Below are 23,999 nucleotides of genomic sequence, written 5' to 3' on the forward strand. Positions count from 1 at the left end.
ACTCACAAGACCAACTCCTTGGCTCACAGAACGACATGGCTACGATCCGACTTCGGGTGCAGCGGAATCGGATTCATTTTGATGTTTGTGTTCCGCATGATGAGGCGGAGCGGCGGGTGGAGGGGGCGCTGGCGGCCGGCGGGCGGTTGGTGTCCGCGGAGCGTGCTCCGGCGTTCTGGGTGCTTGCCGATCTGGAGGGGAACGAGGTCTGTGTGACCACCTGGCAAGGGCGCGACAGCTGAAAGCTCGGGGGAGTGGGCGGGGCAGCGCATTAGGGCGGATGGGTTGACCTTGTGGGGGTGGGATCGTTTGCTTGCGGGTGGCGGGTCGCTTGTGGCGTTGGCGTGTACGGCCGGTGGTGGCATCGACGGCAGAAGAGGGGTGCGCGGCGTGGGCAAGGTGGTTGGGCAGGCGAATGTTTCGCTTGATGGGTATGTGGCCAAGCGGGACAACACCATCGGGCACTTGTTCGACTGGTTGCAGAACGGGGAGGTCGAGGTACCGACTCCGGCGGGGGACTTTGCCATTCATCTGACGCCGCAGAGCGCGGTGCACTTGCGGAAGTGGGTGGATTCGCTGGGGGCGCTGGTTTGTGGGCGGACGTTGTTCGAGGTGGCGGACGGGTGGCAGGGCCGGCATACGTTGGACGTACCGGTTGTCGTCGTGACGCATGAGGCGCCGGCAGAGTGGGTCGATGCTCATCCCCGCGCGCCGTTCTCGTTTGTGACGGATGGGGTGGAGGCCGCGATCGCCCGGGCGCAGGAGCTTGCCGGTGATCGTGTCGTCGCTGTCACCGGCGGGACGATCGCCAGGCAATGCCTGGAGCTGGGCTTGCTGGACGAGGTGGCGGTCGACTTGGTGCCGGTGGTGATGGGTACGGGAAACCGGCCGTTCTTCGGCGAACTCTCCGCGGAGATCCTGCTCGGCAACCCGACCACCTGCGTCCAGGGCGACCGCGTGACCCACCTCGTGTTCCCCGTACTGAAGTGAACCCATGTCCCTCAAGATCGGCGTACTGACACCGCACGCCGCCCCAGGTCCCGAAGTCGAACTCCCCGAGATGGCACCTGGCCTCGACGTAGTGCTCGCGCGCATATCGCAGGGAGTCGATCCGACGCCATGGCCCCCGTCCGCAGCCGCGGACCTGCGCGCGCTGACCGTACCCTCGACGCTCCAGCAAGCGATCACACCGCTCCGCGAGGCATCGGTCGACGCCATTGCGTACGCCTCAACCACCACCGCCTACGCGATCGGGCACGTGGCCGAAGCGGACCTGATCAGCCGCCTCCGCCACGGAGCCGGCGTACCGGTCGTGAGCAGTGGACTTGCCGCCGCGCAGGCATTGAAGACTTTCGGCGTACGCCGAGTTGCCCTGATCCATCCACCGTGGTTCGAGGACGAGATGGGTGAGCTGGGCGCCGCCTACTTCCGCGCTCAAGGAATCGACGCCGTCACCCTGACCGCGACGCCGCTGCCCAAGAACCCGGCCCAGGTACGCCCGCAGCACGTCATCGACTGGGTCACCCATCAGGAGGTGGACGCCGAGGCGGTGTTCATCGCCGGCAACGGGTTCCGTGCCGTGGGCGCGATCGACGAGCTGGAACGCCGGACCGGCCAACTGGTTCTCGAGGCCAACCAGGTGTTGCTCTGGTCGGTTCTCGCCGCGACAGGTAGTGCGCTCCCGGTCGAAGGGTACGGGCGGCTGTTCGCGCGTACCTGACGGCGTGCGCCCTGGGTGAGGGGTCTAGCGTGGGATGCATGGCGATGGGAGCGGCCATGCAGGGTGAGTTGGAGCCCCTGACGGTTGGGCGGGCGCTAGGGGCCTGGACGCTGGACGTGCCGGTGCTTATCGGAGTGCTGGTCGTTGGGGCGGTCTACCTGCTGGGCGTACGGCGAGTGGTGCGCCGGGGTGGTAGTTGGCCGGTGTGGCGTACGGCCGTGTTCTTCGTTGCCGGACTCGGCAGTGTGGTCGTACTGACCATGTCCTGCCTCGGTACGTACGACCGCGTGCTGTTCTGGCCGTACGCAGTGCAGAACGTGCTGCTGCTAGCGCTGACACCGGTGTTGCTGGCGTTCGGTGGACCGATGCAGCTGATCACGCTGAACTTTCCATCGGTCGGGTCGGGGCGCTTGCTGCGCGTACTGACCTTCCCGGCTGTCAGCTCGTTGCTAGGCGCGGCGCTGCTGCCGCTGGTGTACTTCACGCCGTACTACCTCGCAGTACTGCAGAACGACGTACTGCACGAGCTCCTGCGGCTACAGCTCGTACTGGTTGGCTGCCTGTTCTTCTGGCCGATGATGGGTGGCGAGTCGCTGCCGGAGTGGTGTACGCCGCCGGTGCGCGTTGCGATCGGGTTCTTGGACGGACTGCTGGATGCGCTGCCGGGGATTCTGATCATGACCAGTCCGGGCGTACTCGCGGCCGGGTACTACCTGTCCGTACGGCACGGGTGGGGGCCGACGCCGCATCAGGATCAGCGGTTCGGTGGTGGGATCATGCTGACGCTCGCCGAGATGGTCGGGCTCCCGTTCCTGGCCGGTCAGCTCGTCAGCTGGGTACGCGCCGACCGGGCCGAGGCGGCGGTGGTGGATCGGCGGCTCGACCAGGTCGTCGCCGAGCGGGTCGCGGCCGGGGAACGTGAGCCCGAGCTGATGCGCCCATGGTGGGAGACCGAACCGGGGCAGCTCGCGGACAGGTTCCGTGCACAGCGCGACAACCCGGACGAGTAGTCGCAGACGGATCAGCGGTTGCGGCCGTCATTCGGCGTACGGCGGGTGCTGGCGTTGTCCGCGGCGCGACTGCCCGACGTACTGTCCGCGCCGTGACCGGTGGAGCTGTTCTCCGCGAGACCGGTGGCTGTTTCCGCGGGTCGGGCGCGGTGGTGTAGGAGCTGGTTGACCATTCGGCGGAGCTTGTCGTCCTCGTCGAGCACTGGTTCCGGCGGGGTGTCCGACAGCGCGGGAAGGGCGAGCCCGTTCGGTGCGCCACAATCGCGCCACAGTTGATGAGCCTCCGCCAGCGCCTCGTCGAACTTCTCTTGTACGTACGCACGCGACTCCTCCGTGCCGTGGACCGCGTGATGATCACTGGCGTTCGCGGCCTGGTCGAGCTTTTCCAGCGCGATCAACCGCTCGAGGAGCTGCGGTTTGCTGCCGGGTTCGACGGCCAGGCGGCGGATGGCCAAGGCAGTACCGGCGCGGACCTGGCAAGTGATGCCCCCGGTGACGCGCCGCCCGTCAGCCGGGGCGACGGCACCAAGCTCCGGAAACCCGTTGCTGCCAGCCACAGATTCGTAGTGCCCCATCGCGGACCCCAGTTGCTGGACGATCGCTTCGGCCTGGAGGGAGAGCTGGGCCAGGAGATAGCGGGCGACGGCTCGTTGTTTGCGGAGTTCGGACTGGTTGACGGCCTTGAACGCCTTGTTGGTTTCCAGGGCTTCGTGGACGCCGAGTTCGTGGCGGCGGAACAGGAAGCGGGCGGCTGGGGTCGCGGTGATCGTTCCGGTGGCGCCCGCGGCGGTCAAGATGAGCGCGAGGTCCGGGATGTCGACCACCAAGCCCAGCCCGGCCGCTCCGGCGACTCCTCCGAGTGATCCCGCTGCCGCTTGAACCGCGTACGCCCGCCACCCCGCCCGGGCCAACGGCCGAGGCCCAATCGGCGGAGCGGTAACCACCGGCAGGTCTCTGGTTTCAGCTGCCTTGGTTGCGGTCAAGTTTTCCAGTTGGGTGGTGAAGTCTCGGAAGGCGCGGAGGCGGGGTTCGAGGACGCCGGCCAGGGCGGCGGCTTGGGCGGCTTCCTGGTGGCCGCGGAGCCAGAGTTTGGCGGCGTCGCGGGCGATTTCGTCGCGGTTCAGGAAGTACTGGTCGCCCATCGCGCCGGTGACCGCGCAGAGCAGCCCGGGACCGGCCGCGCTCAGCAGACTCTGGACCTGCGGGCTGAGGTGCTCGGCGACCGCGGACGGGTTGGCGCTCGGCTTGGCGCTGCCGCCGACGAACGCGCGCCGCGCGGTACCCGAGATGTTCTCGATCAGCTGCGAAGACAAGCTGACCGTGTACGGTGGCGCGCCCGGAACGTCCGCGAGATCAGGCCGATCGCCCGCACCAGTGTCCCCAGCAGCCGGGTGCTGCCCGGAAAGCTGGTCGAGGCGGCGCTGGAGGTCGGTGAATTCGGCGGCGAGCCGGCTGACGTACAAGTCCGGGTCGGACAGGCGTACGCGCTCGGTGACGTCCAGGCGCTTGAGCCGGAACTCGAGTTTCTTCTTGTCCACCAGGCGTTCGGCCAGCGACTTGGCCAGCGCGGATGACGCGATCACCAGCGCGGTCGACATGGCCGGTACGCCGAGTGGGGTGAGCGCGCCGGCGACCGCGGCGGTGGCGAGGGTGGGCATCGTGTAGCGGGTGACGTAGTTGCGCCAAGCTGTTGCCATCGGCATCTTCTTTGCCGTCGGCGGGTCGGGCGGTGGGCTGTCCAGCAGGGCGGGGAGGCCGGGGTGCTCGTGTTCGCGGACCTTGCGTTCGGCGTCGTACGCGGGCCGGCGGCCGGCGATCTTCTGCTTGTCCAGGCGCCGCTCGGTGATCGAACCGATGGCCGCGTTGACGATCGTCGGGACCGCGATGCCGACGCCGACCAGCGGGTCGCCGGTGAACGCGGCCGCGGCAGTGCCCATCAGCAGAGACGAGGCGCCGGAGCTGCCGACCGAGCGGCCGAAGTACCCGAGCGGGGCGGCGCGGTCCTCGAGCGGGCGGGTGCGGTTCTTGGCCCGGTCGAGGATCGCGCGCTCGTCCGCGGTCAGCAGGGTGCGGCGCAACTCGGCGTTCGGCTGCTCGTCAGCCACCCCCATCGTGAGCGCCAACTCCCGGACCTTCTTGTGTACGTTCCGCGCGCGGCCGGGTGCCCGCGATGAAGCCCGGTCGGCCATCCGCCCACGCTGCAGTAGCTCGGCGCGAAGACCGTGATCACTCGGCCGCTGGACCACGTCGACATCAGGCGTGCCGGCGGGCCCGAACACTCGGTCAGCGGCGAGCGCCAGAGGTTGGGCAGCGGTGGTCAGGGGTTGAGCAGTCTCGGTCACTTCGGGCTGCTGGTGCACGGCGCGCAGTGCAGCCGTGGACTCGGCGAGGGACCTGGCGAGAACCGGTGCGACCTCATCCTCAGGCAGCCGCTCGGAGAGCGTGAGCACCACGACAGGCACCTCGCCGACCTCGCCGGACGAGCCGGACGAGCCGGGCGGGCCGGACGTGCCTGTGTGGTCGAGGGTGTATTCGGCGTTTATGCCGGCGGGCAGTGGGCCGACGTGTTTGATCAGGTGGAAACGCTCGCCGGTCCCGGACTGGACCAGGTAGACGCCGTTGCCCTCGTTCTCGACCGAGCTCAGGTCGACGGCCAGCTGATCCGGGTCGGCCAGTAACCGGGCGGACTCGGTGCTGACCAGAATCCAGCCTGGACGAAAACGCGCGGTCCGCAGCCACTCGGCGACTATCTGTCCGCCCTCCAACACCTCGAGTGAGTAAGTTAGCCAAGCCTAACCTAAAGCCATTCAGGTAAGATGTACACGACCCGACCAAGCGGCGTCGTCAGTGGTTCACCGACCCGTTGTCGAGTCAGGGAACGGTGAGTGGTTGCGCCGCCCCGAGCGCGGCGCGGCCGGCGACTGCGTGAACCCGCCCGGTCTGGCTCGTTCGGAAAGCACAGGTCGACGATGAAACATCGTTTGACGACGGGGATCGCGGCCGTCGCGGCTGCGGCGACCCTGTGGTCGCTGCCGGCCGTCGGGTACGCCGACGATCACCCGGTCTCCGGTCTCGCCCTGGTCGACACGACCGAGAAGGTCGGTCCCGGCATCTCCCTCAACCACGTGAAGAGCGTCGACCAGCGCGGGTGGGTCGACACGCAGTACCTCACCATCGATCTCTCCGACAAGGCAGTGAGTACCGACCTGCTGACCGCCGGCCCGGTCGCATCCGGCGGTCCGCTCAGCGTGGCCGCGAACAAGGCGGGCGCGGTCGCCGGCGTCAACGGTGAGTTCTTCGACATCGGCAACAGCAACGCGGCCCTCGGCGGCGAGGTACAGAACGGCGAACTGCTCAAGACCGCGGACGCCAGCGGCCGGCAGCACGTCGGGGTGAGCAAGGACGGGATCGCGCAGCTGGTCGACCTGGCCGTCGACTCGACCGCGACATTCGCCGGTACGGACCACAAAGTACTGACGATCAACGCGGCGAACGGCGGTGGTGTACCGGCGAACGGGCTGGTCGCGTACACGCCGATCTGGGGCGAGTACAGCCGCAACCGCGGTTTCGGTACGGCCGACGTCGCGGAGGTACTGGTCCAGAAGAACAAGGTTGTGTCGGTGACACCGACCGGCCCCGCGGGCAATGGCCCGATTTCGGCGGACGGTTTCTACCTGGTCGGCCGCGACTCGGCCGCTGCGGCGCTGCGGGCCTTGCAGCCGGGCGACGCGGTCACCCTGCACTACAAGCTCGCCGACAACGCGGCGAAGTCGATGAAGTTCGCGCTCGGTCAGGGCGGCACGATCGTCCGCAACGGACAGGTCGTTCCCGGTCTGGATCGGTCGATCGCGCCGCGGACCGCGCTCGGATTCAAGAACGGCGGCCGTACGCTCGTCCTCGCCACCTGGGACGGACCGGGCGGCACCGGGAAGGGCGGCGTCGGGATCGACCGCGAGGCCCAGGACCTGGCCGATCGCGGGATCGAGACGGCCGTGAACCTGGACGGCGGCGGCTCGACGACGATGGTCGCGCGGGCCCTCGGCGCGGACGGTGCGACGGTCCGCAACAACCCGTCGGACGGCCAGGAGCGCAACGACCCGAACGGCGTCGGCGTCTTCGTCAGCCCCGGCGACGGCAAGGTCCACGAGCTGCTGCTGAGTGGCGACGCGGCCGCGGACCGCGGGCTGAGGGTCTTCCCGGGCATGCACCGGACGGTGACTGCGAAGGCTGTGGACAACCACCTGACGCCGGTAGCGATCGACCCGAAGAAGCTGGTCTGGAAGGCCAAAGGCGGCAGCATCAAGAACGGCACGCTGACCGGCGGCGGTCATGGACCGATCACGGTGACCGCCCAGGTCGGCCGGATCAAGAAAGCTCAGCGAGTCGACGTACTGGGGCCACTCGCCGCGCTTGAACTGTCGAACAACCGGCTGTCCCTGCCCGACGCGACGCCCGCCAACGCGGTGAACGTCGCCGTCACCGGTCGCGACGGCCAGGGCTACACCGCGCCGATCGACCCGCGAGACCTCAAGCTGGACTACGACCACAGCGTCGTCGACATCCAGTCCGTCGGCGGGAAGCTCAAGATCACACCGCTCACCAACGCCGCCACGATCCTGACGATCTCTGCGGCCGGCAAATCGGTGAAGCTGCCGATCACGGTCGGCGTCGAGACCAAGGTCGTGTACGACTTCAACGACGACGTGCTGCAGCGCTGGAACAACAACAGCACTGCCGCCACCACCCGCTCGGCCGACCCCGACGGCCTGCGCATCGACTTCCCCGCGATGCGCAATGTCGGCATCTCCGCCAACGGCGCGGCGAACCGGATTCAGGTACCCGGACAGCCGCTCCGGCTGCGGCTCCGGATCAAGTCGAGCATCGACGTACCGAGCGGACTTACCTACACCGGACTGTTCGACGGCAACGGAAAATCCCTCGGACTGTACGGGTCCGGGCTCAAGGCGGGACCGGACTACCAGAACGTCACCTGGACGGTGCCCGCGAACACGGTGTACCCGATCTCGATCTCGTCCTTCCAGGGAATCAACACCGCGGTCGCGCAGCAGAAGGCCGGCACGTTCGTCCTCGACCGGTTCGAGGCCGACGTACCGACCGCGATCGAGCTGCCCGCGCAGCCGGACCTCGTCGCGGACCCGCTCGTCTCGGCGGACGGCAACTTGACCGGCGGGACGTTCAAATTCGCGACGCTCTCGGATGTGCAGTTCACCGCTGACAGCCCGGCGCTCGCGCAGGTCGCGACGGCGGCTTTGGCACGGATCCGGAAGACACGTCCCGACCTGGTCGTCCTCAACGGCGACATCACCGATCGCGGGCTGCCGCAGGACCTTTCGCTGGCTCGCAAGGTGCTGACCGACGCGGGCTGCGACCTGATTCCGGTCGGCAAAGAACCGGCGCCGAACAGTACGCCGAAGGGCAGCACCGTGCCCTGCTACTACGTGCCCGGAAACCACGAGTCGTACGGGCTGAACAACACGCAATCGGATCTGACCAACTTCACCAACGAGTTCGGGCAGCCGTACCGGACGTTCGACCACAAGGGCACGCGCTTCGTACTGCTGGCCAGCGCGCTTGGCACGTTGCGTACGTCGGCCTGGGATCAGCTGCCGATGCTCAAGCAGGCGTTGGCTAGCGCGGCCACCGACCGGTCGATCCGCAACGTGATGGTGTTCGCGCATCACCCGGTCGACGATCCGGAGGAGACCAAGTCCAGCCAGCTCGGCGACCGGGACGAGGTCGCCCTGATCGAGAACCTGCTGACGAACTTCCGGAACAGCACCCGCAAGGGCGCGGCGATGGTCGGATCGCACGCGCAGGTCGCGAACGTGCACCGGGTCGAAGGCGTGCCGTACGCGGTGCTTCCGTCGTCCGGCAAGAATCCGTACGGCTCGCCGGACCGTGGTGGATTCACCGGCTGGGTCGACTGGTCGGTGGACGCGCGCCGTCCGGCTGACCAGCAGTGGCTCGAAGCGGACGTACGGGCGTTCGCGCAATCGATCACACTCGACGCGCCGGCTTCGGTGCGGATCGGTACGACAGCGCAGCTCAGCGGCAGCATCGTGCAGCCGGAAGGCGTTGGAACCGGTACGCGTGTGGTGCCGCTGCGCTACCCGATGTCGGTGCACTGGAGCGGCTCGCCGAACCTGGCGATCGGTTCGGGACCAGCAGTCGTGCTGGCGGCTCGGTTGACCGGCAAGGTTGCGGTCCTCGATCCGGTGACGCGGAAACTGACGGCACTGCGGGCGGGCAAGATCACGGTGTCGGTGACGAACGATTCGATGCGCCCGTACACGGACGACTCGTCGCTGGCGCCGGTCACCGGCTCGGCCACGATCACCGTCCAGCGCTGATGCCCTTCGGCCCCTGACCTGCGGAAACGCAGGTCAGGGGCCGAGGTTTACCCGGTGGGGAATAGGGTCGGCTCAGGGCGGAGTTGAAGGTTGAAGTCCGAGTGTTCGAGCAAGGAGAACGATGAAGCCGACCGAGTTCGTGAAGGTGAACGGGCAGTTCTGGGCGGAGCACCTGAAGGGTGTGAGCGGCCATCTGCCGGTGAGCCACCGGACCGAGCTGCCCGGCCCGATGCTGTTCCCGCGGATGATGGTGCTGACCGAGACCCCGGACTGGAACATTCTCGAGCTGGTCGGGCTGAGCCGCGAGTACCGGACGCTGGAGGTGCGGCGGCAGAAGGCGGCGAGCGTGGAGGAGTACTTCGGGCTCGGCGAGGGTGATCCGGTGATCACGCTGCCGGGGGAGAACCTGTTCAAGGACGCGACGATCGCGACCGAGGCCGGCAAGCAGGCGCTGACCGAGCGCTACCCGAACGCGGCGAACCTGCTCGGCGAGGAGTTCGTCGGCCGGGGTGACCAGCTGCTTCGGTTCGCGCCGGGCAACTACTCGACGTTCGATCGCGCGCTGCTCGTGCACGGCGCCGACGACGCGTTCCGTGCGCACTGGGTGTTCTTCGCGCTGGCGATCCACCGGTCCGAGCCGGCCGGCAAGTACCTCGACTTCCTGCGTACGTACTCCAATGCCCGGCCGCATCTCGACCCGATCGGCACCATCAGCCTTCCGGTCGACCCGGTGCAGCTGAAGGCGGATCCGTTCGAGAGCACGTACCTCGCGCACGGTCTGCAGGACTTGACCGTCGACGAGTTCCTGGGCGCGCACGAGGAGATCCTGCTGTCGGTGTTCGGCGCGACCAAGCTGGTCCGGCAGCCGGCCGATGCTGATTTCATCCTCGAACGTGCGGATGGCGACATCCTTGGGCGGCTCGAGCTTCCGGTCGCGGACGTGGTGAACGGCAAGAAGCGCCGCCGGAGTTTCCGTACGCCGGTCCGTGCGAACACGGACTCGCGGCAGGTCGCGATCGTCCCGTCGCAGGAGATCGTGGCGTCCGTGCCCGGCGTCGAGATCGTGGACTACGACACGATCCTGCGGCTGTACCTCGAGTCGTGACTCAGTACTTCGTCTACGGCCGGGATCGTCACGGCGCGAGTGAGCTGAAAGGGCGGCTGGCCGAGGAGCACTGGGCCTTCATGGACCGGTACGACGCGGAGCTGATCGCGCGCGGGCCGACGCTGACCGAGGACCGGGAGGCGTCGACCGGCAGTCTGCACATCATCGATCTGCCGGATGCCGAGGCGCTGAACACCTTTGTGTACGACGAGCCGTACTACCTTGCCGGTGCCTTCACGGCCGTCGAGGTGTATCAGTTCGTCAACCACACCGGCCGGACGATGTGGGAGTTCGCGCATGCGGTCGACAGCTACAACCGGTATCTCGTACTGACCAAGGACGCGGCCCGCCCGCTCACTTCCGACCACCTGATCGTCTACGGCGACCTGCTCGACGAGGACCGTCACATTGGCAGGGCGGCGTTGGTCGAGGCGCCGGATCGTGCCGCCGCGGCCGCGCTGGTCGGGGCGGCAGACGCCGAAGTACATCCCTGGGAGTTCGGCGGTCGGCGCTAATCGGCCTCGTTGCTGACTGTCGCGGTGGTGATGGCGCGGAGCGCCGTGACCAGGGTGCGCCGGGTGGTCTGGCTGAGGTCCGCGGTCAGGGTGTCGATGCGGTCGACGACCGCGTCGTGACACTGGTGGGCGAGGGTCAGGCCGTCCGGGGTCAGCTCGATCAGGCAGGCGCGGCGGTCGCGGGGCGCGGCCGTCCGGGCGACCAGTTCGCGGCGCTCCAGGCGGTCGACCATGCTGGTCAGGCTGGAGCGTTCGATGCTCAGAATCCGGCTCAGCTCGGTCATCCCGAGCGGCGCCGCGATCAGTACGCAGAGCAGGTGGGCCTGTTGCGGGGTCAGGCCGAGCGGGCGGCTGGTCTCGGCGTGCAGATCCTGCAGGCGGTGCATCGCCTGCACCAGAGCCTCCGCGAGCTCGCTGTCCCGTGCCGTCGTCGTCGCCATTTCCCCATAGTAGTCCGCTGAGCTAATAGTTCGTGGTACAACTATTTAGGACAGCGAACTACCTGAGGAGTGACCATGACAGTGCGGTTCGGGTACGGCTCACCGGACGCGGTCCGTGACGTCGGCGAGATCGTGCGGCTCGCCCAGCAGGCGGATCGGGACGGGCTCGATCACGTCAGCCTCGCGGACCATCCGTACGTACCGGACATGCTCGACGGGTACGCCGCGATCGCCTTTCTGCTTGGGCGGACCGAGCGGTTGTCCGCGTTCGTGAACGTCACCAACCTGCCGCTGCGCCCGGCGCCGGTGCTGGCGCGGACGGCGACTTCGCTGGCGGCGTTGTCCGGCGGGCGGTTCGTGCTCGGGCTCGGTGCCGGCGGGGCGTGGGACCGGATCACCACGATGGGCGTACCCGAGTTGCGTCCGGCGGAGGCGGTCGAGGCGTTCGAGGAGGCCATGCAGCTCGTACGCGGGTTGTCGGCCGGGGGTACGCCTAGGCCGACCAAGCACTACCCGATCGGTGCACTCCGGCCGGCCACCGTACCCGCGCCGCCGATCTGGACCGGGTCGAACGGCCCGAAGTCCCTCGCGGCGACCGGACGGAACGCGGACGGCTGGATCCCCGGGCATGCGGCTGACTGGTTGAGCGAGCGGTACCGCTGGTCCCGCCCGATCATCGACGAAGCCGCGCTCGCGGTCGGCCGCAAACCGTCTGATATCGCAACGATCTACAACCTCCCCGGCGCCATCACCGAAACCCCACTCCGCCAAACCCGCGACGACAACGGCCGCTGGCTAGGCGGTTCGCCCGCCCAGTGGATCGAGGAACTGTCCGGCGCCGTCCGGGACCACGGCGCCGCCGGCTTCACCCTCTTCCCCACCGGCCCAGACCCCTACGCCACCCAACTGTCCCGCTGGGCAGAAGAAGTAGCTCCCGCAGTCCGCGCCGCCACCTAACCCCGACCGCTGGTGCCGGAACGACAGGAGGTAGTCCTCCACGCCCGCCCAACGCCCGCCTGAACGGCCCGGCAACTGCGCCGCGGAGCCGACTACCTCCTGTCGTTAGCGCGACAGAAAGCGCAGAATGTCCGCCAGCGGAGGCTCGGCGGTGGTGTCGACGGTGCAGGTGGGAACCGGCAGATCGACCGGCTGGAAGGCATTGTGGGTACGCAACCGCGCATCCGGACTGATCTGTGCGTCCTCATGCGCGGCCCGTCGTGGATCGGAATCCGACCGGGCAGTGATCCGCGCCAGCGCGACCTCGGCCGGCGTGCTGCAGTGCACGATCCGCAGGTCGGCCCGCCCGAGCAGCGGGCTCAGCCCCGGCGTCCACAGCCGATCCTGAAACGCCGCCTCGGCGACCACGGTCGTACCCCGCCCGACCAGCAGGCCGATCACATCGAAGAACGTGGACAACGTACGCATCGTCAACGGATCGCCGGGGCCGGGCACGAACCCGGGGGTGGCGTGCGCCATCCCCTCCTTGATCTCGTCCCGGCAGATCGCCGGGCAGCCGATCGCCGCCGCGATCCGATGCGCCAACGTCGTCTTCCCGGTTCCGGGCGGACCACTGACCACGACAAGCATCGGTTTCGACTGCACCCGCCGTACCTTATCGGCCCCCACCGAAACCCGGCGGAAACGGCGTGTCCGGCCGGATCCGGGGCACCTAAAGTGTCTCGAAATGTAGGACGATATGTCTCATAAAGCAAGATCTTGGGCTAGCGTGGGAGGCTGACGGCGAGGGCGAAGGAGCCTGGGATGGGCAACGTGTACACGCATGGGCATCACGAGTCGGTGCTGCGGTCGCACAGCTGGCGGACGGCGGAGAACTCGGCGGCGTACCTGCTGCCGCACCTGCGGCCGGGGATGGCGGTGCTCGACGTCGGCGCCGGCCCGGGCACCATCACCGCGGACCTGGCCCGCCTGGTCGAGCCGGGCCGGATGACCGCGCTGGAGGCGACCGAAGCGGCCCTCGGGATCACCCGGAAGGCGTTCGAAGGCCTGGACTTCGACGTGGAGTTCGTCGTCGGCGATGTGCACGCGCTGGAGTTGCCGGACGACGCGTACGACGTCGTGCACGCGCATCAGGTACTGCAGCATGTCGCGGACCCGGTGCAGGCATTGCGCGAGATGCGCCGCGTCTGCAAGCCGGGTGGGATCGTGGCGGTACGCGACTCGGACTATCACGGCTTCGTCTGGTACCCGGAGATGCCGGCGCTGACCGAGTGGATGGAGCTGTACCAGCGGATGGCGCGTGCCAACGGTGGCGAGCCGGACGCGGGACGGCGGCTGCTGTCGTGGGCGCGGGCGGCCGGGTTCGAGCAGGTGGAGGCGACCACGTCGACCTGGGCGTTCACCGAGCCGGAGGGGCGCGCGTTCTGGGGTGACATGTGGGCGGATCGGGTGCTGAAGTCCGCGATGGCGGATCAGGCGCGGACGTCCGGGGTGCCCGAGGAGACGCTCGAAGCGATCTCGGCCGCCTGGAAGACGTGGCGCGATCAGCCGGACGGCTGGATCTCGATCCTGCACGGCGAACTCATCTGCACCGCCTGACCGAGCCAATCCGCCTGACCGAGCCAATCCGTCTAACCGAGCCAATCCGCCGGACCGAGCCAATCCGCCTGACCGGGCTAGTCCGCCTGGCCCGGCTGGTCGTTCGGGCCCACCGAGGACAGCACCACCAGGTAGCCGTCGAGGTCGCGCAGCCAGAGCTCGTCGTGCTCCGCGTTCGGGTTCAGATGGATGTCCTTCTCGACGGTCGCGCCGGCCCCCCGGGCCCGCGCGGCCGCCGCCGGCAGGTCATCCGTCTCGAACCACACCAGCACCCCGTTCCCCAGCGGATGCGCCGGATCGCCGAACGTACCGTGATGATGCCCGACGTCCAGATTGTGCAGCTGCAGTACGAGCGCCCCGTCCACATTCAGCCGCTCGTACTCCGGTCCGCCATGCGCACTGACCGCGCCAAGCACCCGCTGGTACCAGGCACTGCTCTTCTCCACATCGCTGACCGCGATCAAGGGTTGTGGCCTCATGCAGTCAAGGTACGGCCGTATGCGTCAGCGCGTCTTGAACGAATGGGAACGCTGACGCGAGATCTCGTACAGCACTGCCGTCGCCGCGTTGGCCGCGTTGAGCGAGCTGGCCGACCCGGTGATCGGGATGCGTACGAGGTGATCGGCCGCGTCCTTCCACGCACTGCTCAATCCGGCCGTCTCGTTGCCGATCAGCAGCAGCACGGGCTGAGTGAAGTCGAACGCGTCCACATCCGTCGTCCCGTGCTCGTCCGTACCGACCACGACGACCGGTACATCCGTACGCCGAACCCAGTCGAGTACTTCCCGATGTGATGCGGCGCGGACAGCAGGTACGGCGAAGAGCGATCCGGTCGTCGCGCGGACCGCCTTCGGGTCGTACACGTCGGCGGCATGCCCGGTGACGATCACGCCATGAGCACCGAACGCGTCCGCGGAGCGGATGATCGACCCGATGTTTCCCGGTCCGGTCGGACGGTCGAACACGACGCCGAGGAAGTCCGGCCCGACCGGGATCCGGTCGAGATCATCGGCCGGAAGCTCCAGTACGGCGATCAGCTCGGCCTCGTCCTTCTCGCCGAGCTCGGCCAGCAACTCCGGCGCCATCGCGACCCGTTCCACGTCCGGAAGCCGCTTCAGCAGGTCGGACGCCCAGCGGGACAAGGGCCGTGACGCGTCAGTGATCACCGTACGCACGGGCCAGCCGTTGTCCACGGCAACTGAAATCGGCCGGACGCCCTGCACCAGGAACTCACCTGAGCGTTGCCGCTTGGTCCGGTTGGTCAGCGAAGCCTGCCACACCTGAAACCGCGCATTCCGCGACGAGATCCGTTGCACACCCCCCACCCTACGGCGCCGACTCGCAGGCTCCGCGCCCGCAGCTCACGGTGGTGGTGCGGTGGACTCCCGGACGATCAGCTCGGGGCGGAACAGCAGCGACTGCCCCTGCGACGGCCCCGAGTTCTCAAGCCGCGCGCGCAACTGGGTGAACGCGGCCGCGGCCATCTCCGGCATCGGCTGCCGAACCGTGGTCAGCGTCGGCGCATACAGATCAGCCAGCACGATGTCGTCGAACCCGACCACCGACACGTCCTTGCCGACCTCGAGCCCGCCGTCCCGCAAACCACGGCAAACCCCCAGCGCACACATGTCGTTGATCGCGACGATCCCCGTCGGCGGTTCCTCCAGCGCGAGCAACTCCGCGGCGGCCGCCCGCCCGAGCTCGGACGCCTCGACATCACCGAAGTCGTCCGCGTCACCCTTCACCGGCGCGCGCACAGCGGACTCCGCGTCGAGACCGGCCTGCTCGAGCCCGGCAATGAACCCGCGGTACCGCTCCTTCCGGTTCACGCTCGCGAGCGCACCCGAAACGAACGCCAACCGCGAATGCCCGAGCTCGGTCAGATGCTGCGTGGCCAGCTGGCTGCCGATCGCATTGTCGACGCTGATACTCACCAACGACGCCGGATCACCGGCCTGCGACGTCCGGTCGAAAGCCACCAGTTGCAGACCGCGCTCCACCAGCGGCATCACGTGCTCAAGCGATGGCAACGACGAGCACAGTACGACGCCTTGGACGCCATCGGCCCACAACTCGTCGATGTAGTCGCGCTCACGCCGTGGATCGCGCTCGGAGTTGCAGAGCAGGACGTGGTACCCCTCGGCGAGCGCCGCGGACTCGAGATGCCGCGCGAGCGCACCCCAGAACGGGTTGCCGACCGACGGCACGACCAGCCCGATCGTGGTGTTCCGGCCGGTCCGGAGCTGCCGGGCGGCCCGGTTCGGCCGGTAGCCGAGCTTGTCGATCGCCCGCTCGATCCGCTCCCGGGTCTGCGGCAGCATCCGATGGGCGCGCCCGTTCAGGAGATTCGAGACCGTGCTCGGCGACACCCCCGCCTCGGTCGCGACCTGCTGGATCGTCACCTCGCCCGTCCTCAATTCACCGGCCACCCGCGCATTCTGTCACCCCGTCGTCCGTCCGTCTCGCAGTGCAACGATGCATCACCCATCACCGAATGTCCAGCCGAAGTTCCTCGGCGCCGACCCCTTGACGCCGATCGAAAACCCTTCCTAGCATGCGGTGCATCGTTGCACCAGCGCCGCACAACTGCGCCGCTCTGGCTGGTGCATCGTTACACCGACCTCCCGAAGCAGCACCACGAAAGGCGCGCCATGGAGTACACCCGCAGATCAGTCCTGACGGCCCTCGGGCTCGGCGCGGTCGCCGCCGCCACCGGGTGCTCCACGTCGTCCGGCGGCAGTCAGGCCGCCGCCGACGGACCCGTCGAAGGCGAGATCACGCTGCTCACCCCGCTGTTCGAGGGCGGCACCGGCAAGCAGTTGCTGGAGGGCAAGCTGCTGCCCGCGTTCAAGCAGCAGAACCCGAACGTCACGGTCAAGGTCGACTACACGACGTACACCGCGCTGAACGAGAAGCTCACCACCAGCCTGGCCGGCGGCCTGATGCCGGACGTGGTGATGCTCGGCGTCGGCTGGATTCCGCCGTTCGCGCACAAGAAGGTGCTCGCGCCGCTGCCGGACGACCTGGCCAAGCGGTACGAGTACGAGGACCGGGTGCTGGAGCCGTCCCGGTTCGACGGCAAGCTGTACGCGCTGCCGATGGTGCTCGACACCCGGATCGTCACCTACCGCAAGGATCTGTTCGCCGAGGCCGGCATCAAGGCGCCGCCGAAGGACTGGGCCGAGCTGCGGGAGATCTCCAAGGAGCTGGCGCGTCGCGACGGCTCCGGCAAACTCACCCGCGTCGGCTTCGACCCGTTCTCGATCGATCTGCGGCAATGCTGGGAAACCTTCCTGTTCGCGAACGACGGCAACTTGTTCGACGAGTCCGGGCAGCAGGTCAAGTTCGACGACGACCGTGGGGTCGAGGCGTTGCAGCTGTTCCTGGACGTGCTCAAGGACAAGTCGGCCGACTACTCGTTCAAGTCCGCCGCCGGTCAGCCGACCACCCTGCAGCAGGGTCGCTCCGCGATGATGATGGCGAACAACTCGCTCTGGGTGCAGCTCAAGAAGGAGAACCCGGAGCTGCTCAAGGAAGACAAGGTCGGCGCGTTCATCCTGGCCAACAAGGTGCCGGCGATGCTGCAGGGCGGGACCTTGGTGGCCCGGTCCGCTTCGACCAAGCACGCCGCTGCCGCGCAGGCGCTGGTGGAGTTCATGGGTTCGCCGGATTCGATCCTGCCGACGGCTGAGCAGCGCGGTTCGGTACCGGGCGTACAGAACCTGCGGACGTCCGAGTACGTCAAGGACAACGGCTTCGTGAAGCTTGCCCTGGACAACATGAGCAAGGCCCGGTCCGAGGGCGGCACCGCTGCCTGGATGGAGATCCGGGAGAAGATCAAGACCACCCTGGAGACGGCGGTGGTGGGCCAGCGGACCGCCAAGGAAGCGATCGACGAACTGGCGACCCTGAGCAAGGAAGCGATCTCGCGACTGTGAGCGCCACCATCGTTCCGGAGCGGACCCGCACCCGAGCGCCCGCGAAGGCCCCAACTCCTCCGGGCCGCGGGTTGTCGCGGAAGCGGCGCCGGGCCGGCCTGCTGATGGTCGCGCCGGCCGTTCTGCACTCGCTGATCTGGATCGGCATCCCGCTGGTCGCCGCGGTCGTGCTGAGCTTCACCTCGTACGACGTGCTGACGCCACCGCGCTTCGTGGGGCTGGCCAACTTCCAGGACCTGCTCGGCGACCAGGTGTTCCGCCGGGCCGTACTGAACACCAGCGTGTACACGTTCTTCACCGTCCCGGTGGCGATGGGGATCGCGCTGCTGATCGCACTGATGCTGAACACCAAGCTGGCCGGCCGGGCGATCTTCCGGACCGCGATCTTCATCCCGCAGGTGACCGCGACGATCGCGGTGGCGCTGGTCTGGCTGTGGATCTACGACCCGCGCAGCGGCCTCGCGAACGCGATCCTGTCCTTTCTCGGCCTGGACGGCCCGGCCTGGCTGTCGTCCACCACCTGGGCGATGCCGGCCGTGATCGTGGTCGGGATCTGGCAGGGGATCGGCCTGAAGATGCTGATCTACCTGGCCGCGCTGCAGAGCCTGCCGACCGATCTGTACGAGGCCGCGTCGGTGGACGGCGCCTCCAAGGTCCGGCAGTTCTTCAGCCTGACCGTGCCGCTGCTCCGCCCGGCCACCTTCTTCGTTTTCGTCACCTCGGTGATCGGCGCGTTCCAGTCCTTCGACCAGGTGTACATCCTGACCGACGGTGGGCCGGCCAACAGTACGACGATGATGACGTACGAGATCTACAAGTCCGCGTTCCGCGAGTTCCGGATGGGGTACGCCTGCGCGCAGAGCCTGGTGCTCTTCGCGATGCTGCTGATCCTGACTCTGGTGAACCGGCGCATCACCGGAGGTGACCGTGGCACCCGTTGACACCGTCGGCCGGGCCCGGGCCGGCCGGGTCGCGCTGTACCTGACGCTGACCGCGATCTCGCTCGTCATGATCGTGCCGTTCGTCTGGATGCTGCTCACCTCGGTCAAGACGCCCGGCGACATCGCTGCCGTCCCGCCCCGGCTGTTCCCTACGAAATGGGCCTTCGGCAACTACATCGACGCGCTGCACGCGGCGCCGTTCGCGACGTACGCCCGGAACAGCTTCGTGATCGCGATCAGTCACACCCTGCTGAACGTGGTGATCGCGTCGATGGCCGGGTACGCGCTGGCGCGGCTGCGGTTCCGGGGCAGTGCATTGATCTTCCTCGGCTTCGTCGGGGCGCTGATGATTCCGACGTACACGAAGATCTTGCCGGAGTTCCTGATCGTCCGGTTCATGCCGCTGTTCGGTGGGAACGACATCACCGGCCAGGGCGGTACCGGCTGGCTGGACACCTGGTGGGCGCTGATCATTCCGGGCGCGGTCAGCCCGTTCTCCGTGTTCCTGTTCCGGCAGTTCTACCTGGATCTGCCGGTCGAGCTGGAGGAAGCGGCCCGGCTGGACGGGCTCGGTGAGCTGGGCATCTACGCCCGGATCATGACGCCGCTGGTGAAACCGGCATTCATCACCGTTGCACTGCTCACGTTCGAGAGTTCGTGGAACAACTTCCTCTGGCCGCTGCTGGTGACCAAGAGCGACAGCCTGCGGGTGATCCAGGTCGGGCTGTCGGTGTTCCGGACCGAGAACGACACGCAATGGGCGTTCCTGATGGCCGGTACCACGCTGGCCACCGTACCGATGGTGGTGCTGTTCCTGATCGGGCAGCGCTACTTCGTCCAAGGTTTCGCGACCGCGGGCATCAAATGACAGAAACCGAAGGGAAGCACGTGATGGAACTGCAGGGCACGCGCGCACTGGTCACCGGGGCCGGGCACGGTATCGGCCGCGGGATCGCGCTCGGGCTGGCCGCGGCCGGCGCGGACGTGGTGGTGCACTACGGCAAGTCCGCCGACGCCGCCGCCCAGACCGTTTCCGCCATCGAGGAGCTCGGCCGGAAGGCGATCGCGGTCGGCGCGGACGTGACCAGTACGAGCGACGTCAACCGGCTGCTCGATGAAACGATCGGTTTCCTCGGCGGCCTGGACGTCCTGGTCTGCAACGCCGGACACCTGATCGGCCGGGTCAAGGTCGAGGAGATGACCGACGAGCACTTCCAGCAGGTCGTCGACGTGAACCTCGGCGCCACCTTCCGGACCACCCGGGCCGCGATCCCGCACCTGGCCCAGTCGGCGAACCCGCGGATCGTCACGATGGCCTCGCTCGCCGCGCACAACGGCGGTGGCCCGGGCTCGGTCGTGTACGCGGCCGCGAAGGCCGGCGTCCGCGGCTTCACCAAGGGCCTGGCCAAGGAGCTCGGGCCGCGGGGCATCACGGTGAACTCGGTCGCGCCCGGGTACATCGCCGAGACCGCGTTCCACCAGACGTTCTCCACGACGGAAGCCCAGGCGAACATGGTCGCGGGTACGCCGATCGGCCGCGCCGGGCAGGTCGAGGACGTCGCGAACGCGGTGCGCTTCCTGGCGCTGCCGTCGTCCGGTTACCTGACCGGCATCACGGTCGACATCGACGGTGGCACGTGGCCCCGTTGACCGGTCATCCGCCGACCGAGCGCGGTGGCTGGTGGCACGAGTACGTCTGCCCGGCGCACGGCGTCGAGCTGGAGCACCTCGGGTTCGAAACCGGTGAGTTTCCGGCGGGCGGCGTGCCGTGCGTCCACGGTTGCCGCGTCGACACTCCGGCGGTACGCGGGGCGTGGACCGTACTTGCCCATCACTGGTGGGTGCGGCGGATCCGGTTGCTCTCGTACGAGGGTGGTGGCGCCGAGCTGCTGACGGCGTACGCGCGGCTGTACTTGGAGCTGACGAAGTCCGGCGAACATGAGCAGGCGCAGGGATGGATGCAGCGCGGGCGGCTGTTCCATCAGGCGCTGACCGACGCGGTGTGGGGTGTGCCGATCGCGCACGCGATTCTCAACCTGGCTGTATCGGCATCGGACGAGCTGCGTGCGACGTTGCCGATGCTCGACGACATGGTCGCCGGGGCGCGCCGGGCGCGCGACGCGATGGTTGCGCAGGGCAAGTTCTCGTCGAACTACACCGCCTGGTTCAACGCGCTGGGTACGACCGCTGGTCAGGCGGCGGCCGCGGTTCGGGGTGAGACGTGGGACGGCGCGGGGGAGTGGCTGACCGGTGAGTTCGGGCAGTTCGCGCATCTGGACGTAGCGACTGGCGAGGACGGCTGGGAGTGGGAGGCCAGCACGTACTACCACGGGTTCGTGCTGCGGGCGTACCTGCTCAGCCTGCGCGGCATCGACCCGGCGTCCGTACCCGAGCGGCTCGAGGCGATGATCGCGGCGCTCGCGGGGATCGCCACCGACGGCGGCATCCTGCCGGCGCTGCATGACGGGCCGTACCTGCGGGTGCCGTTGGCGTTGGAGTGGCTGGAGATCGCCGCGCTCGCTCGGCAGTTCACATCGGACGGTCTCGACGCCGTCGCTGAACGGGCGCTGGCGGAGGTTGGGCCGGAATACGACGGGCTGGAGCGGAAACTGATCGGTTGGTTCGCCGGGCCGCCGCGGATGGGTTCGCGATCGTCGCGGGCGATCACCGGGTCGTACGCGGTGGTCCGGACCGGCGGCATCCACGCGATTCTCGACCACGGTCCGCACGGTGGGTCGCATGGGCATCACGACAAGCTCGCGCTGTACCTGTACGGCGCGACCACTCCGTGGCAGCCCGATCCGGGACAGGTGCCGTACGGGCATGCCCAGTGGCGGCGGCACTATCAGTCGGTGGCGGCGCATCCGACGATCCGCATCGATGGAGCCGAGCCGGCCGAGGCGACGGGCGTACTGACGCAGAACGGGACGTCCGTGACCGCGGAGATCGACGGGTGGTACGAGGGGGTGCGTGCGACGCGGCAGCTGATTCCCGGTGATGGGTGCTTGGTGGACATCGTCCGGGTGACGGCCGATCGGGAGCGCGAGATTGTGCTGCAGTTCCGGCCGGATGTGGAGTTGACCGTCGAGGTCGAGCCGGACGGGGTTCGCACAACTTGGGTGGGCGATGAGACGTTGTACGCCTTCCATCGAGCCGAAGCCGAAGCCGAAGCCGAAGCCGGTGGTGTGCCGGTGACGCGGCCCGGTCCTGGGCCGGCGGATGATCCGCAGCGGGTGCGGACCTGGCTGGACTGGACAGTCGTGGGTACGTCCGCGACCTTCCGCTCGGTCTACTCGACACGGCCGATCGACTTCGCGGAGGTGATCGGCGATGTATGAGCAGCGTCTCGACGTACTGCGCGCCGGCCTCGACAGCAGGTACGCCGCGCAGTGGAAGCGGCTGCGTGAACAGTGCGACTGGTACCGGACGCAGACCCCGCCGACCGAACACCCGTCCGCGAGCATCACGTACTTCGGCCCGGCCGCCGCGAACCTGGCGCTGGCGTATCGGCTGACCGGCAACGAGGGGTATCGGAGCGAGGCGGCGCGCTGGATCTCGGCCGCCATCGGCTTTCCGCATTGGGGCAAGGCGCACATGCCCGACCATGACCTGGACGCAGGCTGGCTGCTGCACGGTCTGTCGCTCGCCTCAGTCTGGCTCGGCGACGACTTCGAGCTCGCCAAGGAGTTGCGCGCGAAGCTCGAGTTGCAGGGCTCCCGGTTGTACGAGTTCGCCGTCGAGTCCGAGGGCACGTGGTGGAGTTCGTCGTACTGGCAGAACCACAACTGGATCTGCTACGCCGGCCTCGCCACCGCTGGGTACGCGCTGCAGCGGCCGGAGTGGACGGAACGCGCGAAGGCCAACTTCGCGACGGTGATCGAGGTGCTGCCGGGCGATGGGTCGGATATGGAGGGGGTTGTCTACTGGCGGTACGGGGTGCCGTGGCTCGCGACGTACCTGGATCTCCTGCAGGACCAGGAAGAACTCGACTGGTGGGACCGCTGCGCTTTCTTGAAGAACACATTCTCCTATCGGTTGCAGCAGTGCGCGCCGGGGTTCGAGGAGAACATCGATCATGGCGACTGTCATGACCGGCGCAGTGGTCACAGCGTCGCGCTGTACCGGAAGCTCGCGGTCGCGTACCGGATCGGGGAGGCACAGTGGCTCGCGGATCAGGTCGCGGAACGGTTCTTCTGGCGGGAGGCGTACGCGAGTGGTGTCAAACCTGGGGTGATGCCGGAGGCGTACCTGGAGATGCTCTGGTACGACGACACGTTGCCGTCGATCGCGCCCGCGGAGCGTACGCCGTTGTCCGCGTACTTTCCGGATCTCGGCCTGGTCACCGCGCGGACCGGGTGGGACGACGACGCGACGATGGTGTCGTTCAAGGCGTCACCCGGTGGCGGGCATCAGGCGTGGGAGCTGTCACACCGGCTGGATCGTGAGCGCGGCTGGGACACGTTGAGTGCGGGGCATCATCATCCGGATGCCGGCTCGTTCGTGCTGACGTCGCGTGGGGTGTTCCTCGCGGTGGACGAGGGTTACAGCAACCGGAAGCGCGCTGGCGACCACAATCTGATCCTCGTCGACGGGTTCGGGTATGCGGACGAGGACCGGTATCACGTGTACAAGGGGATCCCGTACGAGCGGCAGGCGCGGATGGTCGACGTGTATGCGGCTGATGGGGTCGCGCATGCGACGGCGCAGCTCGCGGCGATGTATCCGGCTGAGCTCGGGATCACGCGGCTCGACCGTACGCTCGTGTTCACGCCGGGCGGGCGGGTGGTTTTGCTGGATCGGTGTGAGGCGGAGGCGCCGCGGGACTGGACGTTGCTGCTGCATGCGGATTGGCCGATCGAGTACGGCGCGGAGATTGCGCTGCGGTCGGGGTCCGCGCAGGCGTGGGTGCGGTTGCACAGCCCGGTTTCCGTCGAGCCGGCGATCACCGAGGTCGAGGCCAACCCCACGTCAAGCACCCCCAGCCTGCGCCTCACCCGCACCATGCACACCCTCCGCGCCACCGCTCCCCAGTCCAAAGCGGTCACCTTGCTCACCACCATCGAGCCCACCTCGTCCCTCCACCCTTCCCCGCCCTCGGCCCGCCGTCTCCCCGTGCGCCACGGCCACGGCATCACCTTCGGCGACGAGACCGTCCTCCTCCCGGACGGCGACGGGCTGATCGACGCCGGGGTGGCGGATCTCCAGGCCATCACAATTGCCGCGAAGCCGGCGGCCCAAGCGGGGGCGGGCTCCGCACCCGACGATTGTGATGGCCTGCAGATTCGCGCCATCATCCAAACCCCCACCACCCGGATCACCCTGTGAACGCCCCGCAACCCCACCACCCCGCCCAGGCTGCGGCTGCTTCGGGGAATCGCGTCCGGGACCACGATCCTCAGCGAA

21 protein-coding genes are annotated in these 23,999 nt (G+C 68.1%); 15 read left to right on the forward strand and 6 right to left on the reverse strand.

What is annotated here, in order from left to right; translation table 11 throughout:
* Window positions 1-56: 56 nt before the first annotated feature.
* The 4 genes from ABD260_RS08835 (at window position 57) to ABD260_RS08850 (ending at window position 2,730) form a co-directional block, all read left to right on the forward strand.
* On the forward strand, window positions 57-242 hold the full coding sequence (locus ABD260_RS08835) for a VOC family protein (protein WP_344232901.1): 186 nt from the start codon (window positions 57-59) through the stop codon (window positions 240-242).
* Window positions 243-390: 148 nt separating this feature from the next.
* A complete protein-coding gene (locus ABD260_RS08840) occupies window positions 391-990 on the forward strand; it encodes a dihydrofolate reductase family protein (RefSeq protein ID WP_344232902.1) in 600 nt (199 codons plus the stop codon).
* Window positions 991-994: 4 nt separating this feature from the next.
* Window positions 995-1,720: a maleate cis-trans isomerase family protein gene (locus ABD260_RS08845; RefSeq protein ID WP_344232903.1), complete on the forward strand. Its 726-nt coding sequence runs from the start codon at window positions 995-997 to the stop codon at window positions 1,718-1,720.
* Window positions 1,721-1,758: 38 nt separating this feature from the next.
* Window positions 1,759-2,730 (forward strand): cytochrome c oxidase assembly protein, encoded by a 972-nt coding sequence (locus tag ABD260_RS08850; RefSeq protein ID WP_344232904.1) that lies wholly within the window; start codon window positions 1,759-1,761, stop codon window positions 2,728-2,730.
* 11 nt (window positions 2,731-2,741) lie between these two features.
* On the opposite strand, the gene ABD260_RS08855 is transcribed toward ABD260_RS08850, so the two are convergent.
* Complete coding sequence (locus ABD260_RS08855) at window positions 2,742-5,498, reverse strand: hypothetical protein (RefSeq protein WP_344232905.1); 2,757 nt, start codon at window positions 5,496-5,498, stop codon at window positions 2,742-2,744.
* Between the two features lie 201 nt (window positions 5,499-5,699).
* Between ABD260_RS08855 and ABD260_RS08860 the strand changes: the two genes are divergently transcribed.
* The 3 genes from ABD260_RS08860 to ABD260_RS08870 all read left to right on the forward strand — a co-directional run bounded on the left by ABD260_RS08860 (window position 5,700) and on the right by ABD260_RS08870 (window position 10,721).
* Window positions 5,700-9,101 (forward strand): phosphodiester glycosidase family protein, encoded by a 3,402-nt coding sequence (locus ABD260_RS08860; RefSeq protein ID WP_344232906.1) that lies wholly within the window; start codon window positions 5,700-5,702, stop codon window positions 9,099-9,101.
* 121 nt (window positions 9,102-9,222) lie between these two features.
* Window positions 9,223-10,206 carry a hypothetical protein gene (locus ABD260_RS08865; RefSeq protein ID WP_344232907.1) on the forward strand — a complete coding sequence of 328 codons (984 nt, stop codon included), beginning with the start codon at window positions 9,223-9,225 and terminating at the stop codon, window positions 10,204-10,206.
* Window positions 10,203-10,721 (forward strand): YciI family protein, encoded by a 519-nt coding sequence (locus ABD260_RS08870; protein WP_344232908.1) that lies wholly within the window; start codon window positions 10,203-10,205, stop codon window positions 10,719-10,721. The genes ABD260_RS08865 and ABD260_RS08870 overlap by 4 nt, the downstream gene beginning before the upstream one ends.
* Here ABD260_RS08870 and ABD260_RS08875 read toward each other — a convergent pair.
* Window positions 10,718-11,161 (reverse strand): MarR family winged helix-turn-helix transcriptional regulator, encoded by a 444-nt coding sequence (locus tag ABD260_RS08875; protein ID WP_344232909.1) that lies wholly within the window; start codon window positions 11,159-11,161, stop codon window positions 10,718-10,720. The genes ABD260_RS08870 and ABD260_RS08875 overlap by 4 nt on opposite strands.
* 75 nt (window positions 11,162-11,236) lie before the next feature.
* Here ABD260_RS08875 and ABD260_RS08880 point away from each other — a divergent pair, with 75 nt between their 5' ends.
* A complete protein-coding gene (locus ABD260_RS08880) occupies window positions 11,237-12,118 on the forward strand; it encodes an LLM class flavin-dependent oxidoreductase (protein ID WP_344232910.1) in 882 nt (293 codons plus the stop codon).
* Between the two features lie 105 nt (window positions 12,119-12,223).
* Here the strand turns inward: ABD260_RS08880 and ABD260_RS08885 are convergent, their stop codons facing one another.
* Window positions 12,224-12,763, reverse strand: coding sequence for a P-loop nucleotide/nucleoside kinase family protein (locus tag ABD260_RS08885; RefSeq protein ID WP_344232911.1), 540 nt, complete (start codon window positions 12,761-12,763; stop codon window positions 12,224-12,226).
* Between the two features lie 159 nt (window positions 12,764-12,922).
* Here ABD260_RS08885 and ABD260_RS08890 point away from each other — a divergent pair, with 159 nt between their 5' ends.
* On the forward strand, window positions 12,923-13,717 hold the full coding sequence (locus ABD260_RS08890) for a methyltransferase domain-containing protein (RefSeq protein WP_344232912.1): 795 nt from the start codon (window positions 12,923-12,925) through the stop codon (window positions 13,715-13,717).
* Window positions 13,718-13,794: 77 nt separating this feature from the next.
* On the opposite strand, the gene ABD260_RS08895 is transcribed toward ABD260_RS08890, so the two are convergent.
* The 3 genes from ABD260_RS08895 to ABD260_RS08905 are packed head-to-tail and all read right to left on the reverse strand — an operon-like array spanning window position 13,795 to window position 16,146.
* Window positions 13,795-14,196, reverse strand: a complete 402-nt coding sequence (locus ABD260_RS08895) for a VOC family protein (protein WP_344232913.1) — start codon at window positions 14,194-14,196, stop codon at window positions 13,795-13,797.
* 24 nt (window positions 14,197-14,220) lie between these two features.
* Window positions 14,221-15,033, reverse strand: a complete 813-nt coding sequence (locus tag ABD260_RS08900; protein WP_344232914.1) for a TrmH family RNA methyltransferase — start codon at window positions 15,031-15,033, stop codon at window positions 14,221-14,223.
* A 45-nt stretch (window positions 15,034-15,078) separates the two neighbouring features.
* A complete protein-coding gene (locus ABD260_RS08905; RefSeq protein ID WP_344232915.1) occupies window positions 15,079-16,146 on the reverse strand; it encodes a LacI family DNA-binding transcriptional regulator in 1,068 nt (355 codons plus the stop codon).
* Window positions 16,147-16,368: 222 nt separating this feature from the next.
* Between ABD260_RS08905 and ABD260_RS08910 the strand changes: the two genes are divergently transcribed.
* Genes ABD260_RS08910 through ABD260_RS08935 form a run of 6 tightly spaced genes read left to right on the forward strand, consistent with a single transcriptional unit; the run spans window position 16,369 to window position 23,921 of the window.
* Window positions 16,369-17,655 (forward strand): ABC transporter substrate-binding protein, encoded by a 1,287-nt coding sequence (locus ABD260_RS08910; protein WP_344232916.1) that lies wholly within the window; start codon window positions 16,369-16,371, stop codon window positions 17,653-17,655.
* Window positions 17,652-18,596, forward strand: a complete 945-nt coding sequence (locus tag ABD260_RS08915) for a carbohydrate ABC transporter permease (protein WP_344232917.1) — start codon at window positions 17,652-17,654, stop codon at window positions 18,594-18,596. The genes ABD260_RS08910 and ABD260_RS08915 overlap by 4 nt, the downstream gene beginning before the upstream one ends.
* Window positions 18,583-19,464 carry a carbohydrate ABC transporter permease gene (locus ABD260_RS08920; protein ID WP_344232918.1) on the forward strand — a complete coding sequence of 294 codons (882 nt, stop codon included), beginning with the start codon at window positions 18,583-18,585 and terminating at the stop codon, window positions 19,462-19,464. Before ABD260_RS08915 ends, ABD260_RS08920 begins: the two co-directional genes overlap by 14 nt.
* Window positions 19,461-20,246, forward strand: a complete 786-nt coding sequence (locus ABD260_RS08925; RefSeq protein ID WP_344232919.1) for an SDR family NAD(P)-dependent oxidoreductase — start codon at window positions 19,461-19,463, stop codon at window positions 20,244-20,246. The genes ABD260_RS08920 and ABD260_RS08925 overlap by 4 nt, the downstream gene beginning before the upstream one ends.
* Window positions 20,234-21,934, forward strand: coding sequence for a heparinase II/III domain-containing protein (locus tag ABD260_RS08930; protein ID WP_344232920.1), 1,701 nt, complete (start codon window positions 20,234-20,236; stop codon window positions 21,932-21,934). The genes ABD260_RS08925 and ABD260_RS08930 overlap by 13 nt, the downstream gene beginning before the upstream one ends.
* A complete protein-coding gene (locus ABD260_RS08935) occupies window positions 21,927-23,921 on the forward strand; it encodes a heparinase II/III family protein (RefSeq protein WP_344232921.1) in 1,995 nt (664 codons plus the stop codon). Before ABD260_RS08930 ends, ABD260_RS08935 begins: the two co-directional genes overlap by 8 nt.
* The last annotated feature ends 78 nt before the right edge of the window (window positions 23,922-23,999 follow it).

It is taken from the genome of Kribbella hippodromi, from assembly GCF_039531045.1.
In the GTDB taxonomy this organism is placed as follows: Bacteria; Actinomycetota; Actinomycetes; order Propionibacteriales; family Kribbellaceae; genus Kribbella; species Kribbella hippodromi.

Bases quoted from the DNA above. Each gene is read 5' to 3' on its own strand.
- ABD260_RS08845 (WP_344232903.1), top strand. From the start codon at position 995: ATGTCCCTCAAGATCGGCGTACTGACACCGCACGCCGCCCCAGGTCCC.
- ABD260_RS08850 (WP_344232904.1), top strand. From the start codon at position 1,759: ATGGCGATGGGAGCGGCCATGCAGGGTGAGTTGGAGCCCCTGACGGTT.
- ABD260_RS08860 (WP_344232906.1), top strand. From the start codon at position 5,700: ATGAAACATCGTTTGACGACGGGGATCGCGGCCGTCGCGGCTGCGGCG.
- ABD260_RS08865 (WP_344232907.1), top strand. From the start codon at position 9,223: ATGAAGCCGACCGAGTTCGTGAAGGTGAACGGGCAGTTCTGGGCGGAG.
- ABD260_RS08875 (WP_344232909.1), bottom strand. From the start codon at position 11,161: ATGGCGACGACGACGGCACGGGACAGCGAGCTCGCGGAGGCTCTGGTG.
- ABD260_RS08880 (WP_344232910.1), top strand. From the start codon at position 11,237: ATGACAGTGCGGTTCGGGTACGGCTCACCGGACGCGGTCCGTGACGTC.
- ABD260_RS08890 (WP_344232912.1), top strand. From the start codon at position 12,923: ATGGGCAACGTGTACACGCATGGGCATCACGAGTCGGTGCTGCGGTCG.
- ABD260_RS08895 (WP_344232913.1), bottom strand. From the start codon at position 14,196: ATGAGGCCACAACCCTTGATCGCGGTCAGCGATGTGGAGAAGAGCAGT.
- ABD260_RS08910 (WP_344232916.1), top strand. From the start codon at position 16,369: ATGGAGTACACCCGCAGATCAGTCCTGACGGCCCTCGGGCTCGGCGCG.
- ABD260_RS08925 (WP_344232919.1), top strand. From the start codon at position 19,461: ATGACAGAAACCGAAGGGAAGCACGTGATGGAACTGCAGGGCACGCGC.
- ABD260_RS08935 (WP_344232921.1), top strand. From the start codon at position 21,927: ATGTATGAGCAGCGTCTCGACGTACTGCGCGCCGGCCTCGACAGCAGG.